We start from the raw sequence: 8,298 nt of genomic DNA, 5'->3' as shown, positions 1-8,298 counted from the left end.
GCAGGGGCGGCTCCTCGCCCCAGGACACTGAAGGTCCGCGTCGCTTTCGCCACCAGATCGGATTCGCGTCTGTTTACGCCGCGCACGGTGCGGCCGGGCAACGTTCGACCGTGCGCGGCGGGGCGGGGGGGGGGGGGGGGGGGGGGGGGGGGGGTGTTCCCCCCCCCCCCCCCCCCCCCCCCCCGCTCCCGCGTGATGCCTGCCGCAGAGCGGAAGACAGGGGGCGCAGCGCGGTCCCCGCCCCTGCCCGCCGCCCCCTGCGGCGCCATCGCCGCCCCGCCCCCGCGCGCCTTTGAATGGACAACCCGGGGGGGAGGGCGCTACTTCATCGCCCATGAATGCACAGGCGAAAGACGCGGACGTCATCATCGTGGGCGGCGGCCTCAACGGCCCCGCGGCGGCGCTGGCGCTCGCGCAAGGCGGGCTGCGGGTCCTCGTGCTGGACGCAGCCCCCACCGAAACCCGCGCCGATCCCGAATTCGACGGCCGCGCCTACAACATCGCCCTCGCCGGCAAGCGCATGTTCGAGGCGCTGGACCTCTGGCCCGCGGTGGCCGACCAGGCCCAGCCGGTCTGGGACATCGTGGTGACGGATGGCCGCCGGGGCGAATCCCCCTCGCCGCTGTTCCTGCATTTCGACCACCGCGAGCTCGACGAGGGCGCCGGCGGCTGGATGATCGAGGACCGCCACCTGCGCCCCGCCCTGATCGCGGCGATGGAGGCCAGCCCGCTCATCACCCAGCGCGCCCCGGTCCGCGTGGTCTCGCATTCCGGGACCGGCCATGCCGCCGAGGTGGTGCTGGAAGACGGCGAGGTGCTGCGCGCCTCGGTCATCGTGGCCTGCGACGGGCGCGACTCGCCCATCGCGCGGCGCGAGGGGATCCGCCGCGTGGGCTGGTCCTACGGCCAGACCGGCCTCGTCTGCGCCGTGGCGCATGAAAAGCCCCACAATGGCGTGGCCTATGAGCATTTCCTGCCCGCCGGGCCCTTCGCCATCCTGCCGCTGACGGGGAACCGCTCCTCGCTGGTCTGGACCGAGACGGATGCCGAGGCGAAGCGGATCGCGGGGCTGGGGGATGACGCCTACCTGGCCGAGGTGGCGGAGCGGTTCGGCGATTTCCTCGGGGGCCTGACGCTCGAGGGCAAACGCTGGGCCTATCCGCTGAAGCTGTCGCTGGCGCAGGACTGGGTCGCGCCGCGGGCGGCGCTGCTTGGGGACGCGGCCCACGCGGTGCACCCGATCGCGGGCCAGGGGCTGAACCTTGGCCTGCGCGACGCCGCGGCGCTGGCCGAGGTGCTGGTGGACGCCAAGCGCGCCGGCGAGGATATCGGGACCGACCTGGTGCTGCGCCGGTACGAGAGCGCAAGGCGCTTCGACGCCACAGCGCTGGCGCTGGCGATGGACGGGTTGAACCGCCTGTTTTCCAATGACTTGCCGCTGCTGCGCCCGCTGCGCGACGCGGGCCTGGCGCTGGCCGGGGCCTTCGCGCCCGCGCGCCGGATGTTCATGCGCGAGGCCGCGGGGCTCAGCGCCCATGCGCCGCGATTGATGGAGGGACGCCGCCTGTGACCGAGACCGCCCGCAAGACCTCTCCCGCCCCGCGCCCGGCCCGTCCCGAGGATGCGGACGCGGTGACGGAGCTGCTCACCCGCTCCTACACCCGCCTGTTCGACGACTGGTACGACGCGCCGACGCTGACCGCGGCGCTGCCGGTGATGGCGAAGGCGAATCCGAAGCTGCTGGAATCCGAGGGCTGGTTCGTGGTCGAGGAGGACGGCGTGCTGATCGGCTGCGGCGGCTGGTCGGCGGAGGAGCCGGAGACCGGCGCCGTCGTGCCCGGCGAGGGGCACGGGCGGCATTTCGCGACCCACCCGGACCACCTGCGCCGCGGCGTGGGACGGGCGATCTGGGACGCCTCGGTCGCGCAGGCCAAGGCGCAGGGCGTGACCCGGATGATCGTCTATTCCTCGCTTCCGGCCGAGAGCTTCTACACCGCGCTCGGCTTCCGCCCGCTGCGGCAGCGTTTCGTGAACCTGCCCGGCGGCGCCCGCTTCGTGTCGGTGGAGATGGAAGCGAAGATCTGAGGGCCGCGCCTCGCCCCCCGCGCCGGCCCCGGGGGGCGGGCGGCCTCGGGGGGCGTGAAGCCCCCGCTCGGCCGCCCGCGCCGCACCCCTGCGGGGGCGGCGGCGCCCCGGCCAGGGTCCTGAACGAGAAAGGCGCCCGGGATCGCCCGGGCGCCTTTTTCTTCTACAGAACAGCGGGTTGCCCCGCCGGTCAGTCCAGCGCGCGGGCCTCGGAGGCCAGCATGATCGGGATCCCCTCGCGCACCGGGAAGGCGAGGCGGGCGGAGCGGGAGATCAGCTCCTGCCGGCTGCGGTCCCAGTCGAGCCGGCCCTGGGTGACCGGGCAGACCAGGCTTTCGAGCATGTGCCGTTCCGCCGTCAGGCGGCGGGCGTCGGCCTGGGCGGGCAGGTCGCGCGCCTCCTCCTGCGTCCCGGGCGCCGCGGCGTCCTGCGCGCCGCCGGGGGCGGCGCCGTCCTCCGCCGGGCCGGTCACTGCACCGCCCCGTCATCGCCGTTGGACGCGATGGCGAATTCCATCAGCGCGGCCAGCGTCTCGCGCCGGGTGCCGAGATCGGGGGCCTCGAGCAGGGCCTGCTTCTCCTCCACCTCGAACGGGCAGAGCATGGACAGCGAGTTCACCAGCATCTCCGGATCCGCCTCCTTCAACGCGCCCCAGTCCGAGCTGAGCTGGGCGATGTCGAAATAGCGCCGCAGCAGGTCGAGGAAGCCGGGCCGGTCGAAGCCGGGATCGCGTTCCTCTTCCCCCAGGTCGCGGGTGAAATCGCGCCAGGCGGCGCGGGCGCGCCGGTAGGGGGTGAAGCCCTCCACCTCCTCGGCGATGCGGAAGCGCGAGACCCCGGCGAGGGTGATGAGATAGCGCCCGTCCTCGGTCTCGGAGAAGGCGATCAGCCGCCCCGCGCAGCCGATCTGGCGCAGGCGCGGGGTCTCCTCCCGGTCATGCTCGAAGGGCTGCACCATGCCGATCAGCCGGTGCGGCGTCTTCATGCAATCCTCGATCATCGCGAGGTAGCGCGGCTCGAAGATATTGAGCGGCAGCCGGCCGCGCGGCAGCAGCAGCGCGCCCGGAAGGGGGAAGACCGGGATCGTCTCCGGCAGCTCGGCGGGGGAAAAGCGCCGGACCATCGATCAGCAGAGGATCATGGACCCGAGACGACGCCGGGCCTTGCCCGCGAGCGGATCCTTGGGCCCCAGCGAATCGATGAGTTTCAGCAGCTGCACCTTGGCCGCCTCCTCGTTCCATTCGCGGTCGCGGCGGAACAGCTCCAGCAGCTGGTCCACCGCCGCCTCGTTGTCGCCCGCGGCGGCGAGGGCCAGCGCGAGGTCGAGGCGCGACTGGTGGTCGTTCGGATCGGCGTCGAGCTTGGCCTGCAGCTCGGCCGTCTCGCCGAGATCCGCCGAGGCCTCGGCCAGCTCGATCTGCGCGCGGGCGGCGGCGATCTCGGGCGCGTCCTCGGACCCGGCGGGGGCCATGGCCAGCGCGGCGCGGGCTTTCTCCAGGTCCCCCAGCGCCAGGTAGGCGCGGGCAAGGCCCGAGATGGAGGGCAGGTTGCCCGGCTCTTCCTGCAGGATCGCGGCGAAGGTCTGGGCGGCGTCCGCGGCGGCGCCTTCCTCGAGCATCTGCTCGGCGGCCTCGACCGCCTCGCCGATGCCGCCGTCGCCGGCGGGGGACTGGGCGATCAGCTGGTCGATGAAACGCTTGAGCTCGGAGGCCGGGACCGCGCCCTGGAAGCCGTCGACCGGCTGGCCGTTGATGAAGGCGTAGACGGTCGGGATAGACTGGATCCGCAGCTGGGCCGCGATCTGCTGGTTCTCGTCCACGTTGATCTTGGCGAGGCGGACCTTGCCGCCCGCCTCGGTCACCGCGGCTTCAAGGGCGGGGGTCAGCTGCTTGCAGGGCCCGCACCAGGGGGCCCAGAAGTCGACGATGACGGGGAGTTCCTTCGAGGCCTCGACGACCTCCTGCATGAAGTCCTGTTCGGACACGTCGATGATCGCGCCCGCGACCGCGCCGCCGTTGCCAGCCGCCGCTCCGGTTCCGAATTCCAGCATTGTCGCCCCCTGGTCGTCGCCGCCCGTCCTGGGCGGGTCCCCGCGCGTGGCGCGGTCTTGGATTTCGCCTGTCGGGTTCCGATGTAGCCCCGCCGCCCCTCCGGGGCAATGGCGGGGCCAAGAAACCTTTTCCCGTCATGCGGGTATTGAAACAGGGTTTATCAATCCTGAACGGGCAGGTCGGCGAACTCCACCAGCGCCGGGGCGTGGCCGGTATGCTCGAGGAACCGCAGAAGGTCGGCGGGGGCGAGCGCCACGGTCGCCTCGTTGTGCAGCGGGTGGAAGTTGACGATCTCGGCCCGCATCATCTCGGCGTCGAGGATCAGGGAGATCTCCCGCGCCGCGTCATTGACCAGCCCGAAGGGGCAGACCGAGCCGGGGCGCAGGCCCATCAGCCGCCACAGGTCCTCGGGCTTGCCGAAGGAGGGGTTCTTGCCCCCGGCGGCGCGCACCACGTCGCGCACCTTCACCTGCCGCTTCGCCTCGCAGCAGATCAGCCAGAACCCGCCCTTCTTCTCCTTCAGGAACAGGTTCTTGGTGTGCCAGCCGGGCATCGAATGCTCGATCTCGGCGGATTCCTCAACCGTGAACACCGGCTTGTGGCGGTGGAGCGTGTATTGCACGCCCAGCCGGTCCAGCAGGGCCAGCAGGTCGGCTTCGGAGGTCGGGGGGGTGAGCGCGGCGTCGGTCATGGGCCAAGGGGTAGACCGGCGGCGCGGGGGGCGCCAGCCCCGCTGTCGGGCGGGGCGGGCGCGGAAGACGGCATGGGCGGCGCGCGGGAGGGTGCAGGACGGCGCCGCCCGCGCGTCAGAAGAGGTCCGCGAGGGCCTCCTGCGCCTGGCCCTCGTCGAACCAGGCGAAATCGTCGAACACGTCCCAGGCGGCGCGGGCGGCGTCGAGGTTCTTCTCGGTCTCGCCGATATAGCCGCCGATCACCTCCGCGGCGATGTCGGTCAGGGTCTCGGCGGCGGGGGCCCCGAACAGGAACGCGTCTCCGTCCCCGAACTGCGCCAGCGCGTCGACCAGGTTGGTCATGGTGATGGTCAGGTAGTCCGAGGAAGTCTCGCCCTTCAGATAGGGCGAGGAGGCGTCGTAGATGTTGGTCATCGTGATGGTCAGGTAATCGAGCGCCTCGGGCTTGAGGTACGGCGAGGCGGCGTCGAGGGCCGAGGTGGAGAAGCGGACGACGAAATCGGCGATGACGGACATGGGGCGTTCCTCGTGCAATCGGTTTGGGCGCGGCGGCCCGAAAGATCTCCCGGCTGGAAAACTGCGCCGGCGACGCCATCCTTCGTGATTCGGCGTTACACCCCTGTGACTCGCGCTTTCGCGCCGCCCGGGGCAGGTTTGCGGCCCCTCCGGCCCGCCGCCGCGTCCCCCGCGCCCGTTGCGCGCGTTGCCCCGTCCCGCGCCTTGGTATAGGGCGGAGCATGACATGGCCCGCGCGCGCGGGCCCGATGCCAGACCGCCACTGCAGGAGAGCGCTCGGTGAAATACGTCAGCACCCGGGGCATGGCCCCGACGCTCGGGTTCGAAGACGCCATGCTCGCCGGGCTCGCCCGCGACGGGGGGCTGTATGTTCCCGCGGAATGGCCCGAGTTCCGGCACAGCGACATCGCGGCCATGGCGGGCCTGTCCTACGAGGAAACCGCCTTCCGCGTGCTGCGCCCCTTCGTGGCCGACGCCTTCGACGACTACCAGCTGATGGACATGATCGAGGGCGCCTATGCCAGCTTCGGCCATGCCGCGCGCTGCCCGCTGGTGCAGATCGGCCCGAACGACTGGATCATGGAGCTGCACCACGGCCCGACCCTGGCGTTCAAGGACGTGGCGATGCAGCTGATCGGGCGGATGTTCGACGCGGCGCTGACCCGGTCGGGCAAGCGGGTGACCATCGTCGGCGCGACCTCGGGCGACACCGGCTCGGCCGCCATCGAGGCGTTCCGGGGGCTGGAGTCGGCGGACGTCTACATCCTCTACCCGCATGGCCGGGTGTCCGAGGTGCAGCGCCGCCAGATGACCACGCCCGCGGATTCCAACGTCCACGCGGTGGCGGTGGACGGCGATTTCGACGACTGCCAGGCGCTGGTCAAGGCGATGTTCAACGACCACGCCTTCCGGGACGAGGTGTCCCTCGGCGCCGTCAACTCGATCAACTGGGCCCGCGTGCTGGCGCAGACCGTCTACTACTTCACCTCCGCCGTCGCGCTCGGCGCGCCGCACCGGCCGGTGTCCTTCTCGGTCCCCACGGGCAATTTCGGCGACATCTTCGCCGGCTACGTCGCCAAGCGCTGCGGGCTGCCCATCGACCGGCTGGTGATCGCCACCAACCAGAACGACATCCTGCACCGCACCGTCGCCTCGGGGCTGCACGCCAAGGAAGGCGTGTCGCCGTCGATCAGCCCGTCGATGGACATCGAGGTCTCCTCGAACTTCGAACGCCTGCTGTTCGACCTCTATGACCGGCAGGGCGGCGCCGTGGTGCAGCTGATGGACGAGCTTTCGGGCGCCGGGCGCTTCACCCTTTCTCAGGGCGCGCTTGAGAAGCTGCGGGCGGAATTCGACTCCGGCCGCTGCGACGAGGAAGAGACCGCCGCCGTCATCGCCGCCATGCGCGCCGAAACGGGGCTGGTGATCGACCCGCACACCGCGGTCGGCGTGAAGGCCGCCGTGGACGCGCGCGGCAACGCGGCGGTGCCGATGGTGATCCTCGGGACCGCCCATGCCGCCAAGTTCCCGGACGCCGTGGAGGCCGCCTGCGGGATCCGCCCGCAGCTGCCGCCGCGCATGGCCGACCTCTACCAGCGCCCCGAGCGCATCACCCGCGCGCCGAACGATCTCGGCGCGCTCCAGGGCCTTATCCGCGAAGGGATCCGCGCTTGACCGTCCGCATCGACACGCTCTCCAACGGCCTCACCGTCGTCACCGAGAACATGCCCGGCCTCCAGTCCGCCGCCATCGGCGTCTGGGTCCGGGCCGGGGCGCGCCACGAAAGCGCGTCCGAGAACGGGATCGCCCATTTCCTCGAGCACATGGCCTTCAAGGGCACCACGTCCCGCTCGGCGCTCGAGATCGCCGAGACGATCGAGGACGTGGGCGGCTACATGAACGCCTACACCTCGCGCGAGATGACCGCCTATTACGCGCGGGTGCTGAAGGAAGACGCCGGGCTGGCGCTGAACCTGATCGGCGACATCCTGACCAACCCGGTCTTCGCGGAAGACGAGATCGCCACCGAGCGCGGCGTGATCCTGCAGGAGATCGGGCAGGTCCACGACACCCCCGACGACGTGATCTTCGACTGGCTGCAGGAAGTCTCCTATCCCGGCCAGGCCATGGGCCGCTCGATCCTCGGCCCGGCCGAGAACGTGAAGGGCTTCGGGCGCGAGCACCTGATCTCCTTCACCGGCGCGCATTACCGGCCCGACCGGATGATCGTCTCGGCCGCCGGCGCGGTCGACCACGACGCGCTGCTGGCGCAGGCCGAGGCGATCTTCGGGCGCCTCACCCCCTCGACCGTGCAGGCCGTGGAACCGGCGAAATTCGTCGGCGGCGAGCGGCGCATGGTCAAGGACCTGGAGCAGGCCCACTTGGCCCTGAGCTGGGAGACCGACGGCTGGACCTCGGACCGCATGTACGCGATGCAGGCCTTCTCCTCCCTCTTCGGGGGGGGCATGTCCTCGCGCCTGTTCCAGGAGGCGCGGGAGAAGCGCGGCCTCTGCTACACCATCTTCTCCCAGGCCGGGGTGCACGAGGATACCGGCGCCTTCACCGTCTACGCGGGCACGTCCGGCGAGGATGTCGGCGGGCTGACCGAGCTGGTGGCGGACGAACTCCGCCGCGCCGCGGACGGCGTGACCGAGGCCGAGGCGACGCGCGCCCGCGCCCAGCTGAAGGCCGGGATGCTGATGGGGCTGGAAAGCCCGTTCTCGCGCTGCGAGCGGCTCGCCCGGGCGCTGATGGTCTGGGGCCGCGTCCCGACGGTGGAAGAGACGGTCGCCAAGATCGACGCCGTGGACGCCGCCGCCTGCGCCGACGCCGCGCGGCGGCTGGCGGAGTCCGGCTCCATCGCCATGGCGCTTTACGGCCCGGTCGAGGGCGCGCCGAGCGCCGAGGCGCTGACCAAGCGCCTCGCGGCCTGATCGCGCGCGGGGGCGGGGGGCG

The 8,298-nt window shown here is 71.7% G+C and carries 9 protein-coding genes; 4 read left to right on the top strand and 5 right to left on the bottom strand.

What is annotated here, in order from left to right:
* Nucleotides 1-334: 334 nt before the first annotated feature.
* Both ACQ5SO_RS12250 and ACQ5SO_RS12245 read left to right on the top strand, forming a co-directional pair.
* Nucleotides 335-1,570 carry an FAD-dependent monooxygenase gene (locus ACQ5SO_RS12250; RefSeq protein WP_430941886.1) on the top strand — a complete coding sequence of 412 codons (1,236 nt, stop codon included), beginning with the start codon at nt 335-337 and terminating at the stop codon, nt 1,568-1,570.
* Nucleotides 1,567-2,085, top strand: coding sequence for a GNAT family N-acetyltransferase (locus ACQ5SO_RS12245; protein ID WP_430941885.1), 519 nt, complete (start codon nt 1,567-1,569; stop codon nt 2,083-2,085). The genes ACQ5SO_RS12250 and ACQ5SO_RS12245 overlap by 4 nt, the downstream gene beginning before the upstream one ends.
* Before the next feature lie 190 nt (nt 2,086-2,275).
* Here ACQ5SO_RS12245 and ACQ5SO_RS12240 read toward each other — a convergent pair whose 3' ends face one another.
* The 5 genes from ACQ5SO_RS12240 to ACQ5SO_RS12220 all read right to left on the bottom strand — a co-directional run bounded on the left by ACQ5SO_RS12240 (nt 2,276) and on the right by ACQ5SO_RS12220 (nt 5,343).
* Nucleotides 2,276-2,428, bottom strand: a complete 153-nt coding sequence (locus ACQ5SO_RS12240) for a Trm112 family protein (protein WP_430941889.1) — start codon at nt 2,426-2,428, stop codon at nt 2,276-2,278.
* A gap of 125 nt (nt 2,429-2,553) precedes the next feature.
* Complete coding sequence (locus ACQ5SO_RS12235) at nt 2,554-3,207, bottom strand: LON peptidase substrate-binding domain-containing protein (RefSeq protein WP_430941884.1); 654 nt, start codon at nt 3,205-3,207, stop codon at nt 2,554-2,556.
* Between the two features lie 3 nt (nt 3,208-3,210).
* The gene (gene trxA / locus ACQ5SO_RS12230; protein ID WP_430941883.1) at nt 3,211-4,134 is read right to left on the bottom strand and encodes a thioredoxin; all 924 of its coding nucleotides are present in this window, start codon (nt 4,132-4,134) and stop codon (nt 3,211-3,213) included.
* A 161-nt stretch (nt 4,135-4,295) separates the two neighbouring features.
* The gene (locus ACQ5SO_RS12225; RefSeq protein ID WP_430941882.1) at nt 4,296-4,826 is read right to left on the bottom strand and encodes a prolyl-tRNA synthetase associated domain-containing protein; all 531 of its coding nucleotides are present in this window, start codon (nt 4,824-4,826) and stop codon (nt 4,296-4,298) included.
* 115 nt (nt 4,827-4,941) lie between these two features.
* Nucleotides 4,942-5,343: a hypothetical protein gene (locus ACQ5SO_RS12220; RefSeq protein WP_430941881.1), complete on the bottom strand. Its 402-nt coding sequence runs from the start codon at nt 5,341-5,343 to the stop codon at nt 4,942-4,944.
* 279 nt (nt 5,344-5,622) lie between these two features.
* On the opposite strand from ACQ5SO_RS12220, the gene thrC reads away from it, so the two are divergent.
* The gene (thrC, locus tag ACQ5SO_RS12215) at nt 5,623-7,017 is read left to right on the top strand and encodes a threonine synthase (protein ID WP_430941880.1); all 1,395 of its coding nucleotides are present in this window, start codon (nt 5,623-5,625) and stop codon (nt 7,015-7,017) included.
* On the top strand, nt 7,014-8,276 hold the full coding sequence (locus tag ACQ5SO_RS12210; RefSeq protein WP_430941879.1) for a M16 family metallopeptidase: 1,263 nt from the start codon (nt 7,014-7,016) through the stop codon (nt 8,274-8,276). Before thrC ends, ACQ5SO_RS12210 begins: the two co-directional genes overlap by 4 nt.
* Nucleotides 8,277-8,298 lie beyond the last annotated feature (22 nt).

Origin of the sequence: Rhodovulum sp. DZ06 (assembly GCF_050586345.1) — a bacterium.
In the GTDB taxonomy this organism is placed as follows: Bacteria; Pseudomonadota; Alphaproteobacteria; order Rhodobacterales; family Rhodobacteraceae; genus JBOCEF01.
The sequence above is the reverse complement of the archived record's forward strand: the minus strand, read 5'-3'. Positions and strand labels throughout refer to the sequence as shown.

What these genes read in the sequence shown, in the direction of transcription:
- ACQ5SO_RS12250 (WP_430941886.1), top strand. Translation starts at nt 335, where the DNA reads ATGAATGCACAGGCGAAAGACGCGGACGTCATCATCGTGGGCGGCGGC.
- ACQ5SO_RS12240 (WP_430941889.1), bottom strand. Translation starts at nt 2,428, where the DNA reads ATGCTCGAAAGCCTGGTCTGCCCGGTCACCCAGGGCCGGCTCGACTGG.
- ACQ5SO_RS12235 (WP_430941884.1), bottom strand. Translation starts at nt 3,207, where the DNA reads ATGGTCCGGCGCTTTTCCCCCGCCGAGCTGCCGGAGACGATCCCGGTC.
- trxA (WP_430941883.1), bottom strand. Translation starts at nt 4,134, where the DNA reads ATGCTGGAATTCGGAACCGGAGCGGCGGCTGGCAACGGCGGCGCGGTC.
- ACQ5SO_RS12225 (WP_430941882.1), bottom strand. Translation starts at nt 4,826, where the DNA reads ATGACCGACGCCGCGCTCACCCCCCCGACCTCCGAAGCCGACCTGCTG.
- ACQ5SO_RS12220 (WP_430941881.1), bottom strand. Translation starts at nt 5,343, where the DNA reads ATGTCCGTCATCGCCGATTTCGTCGTCCGCTTCTCCACCTCGGCCCTC.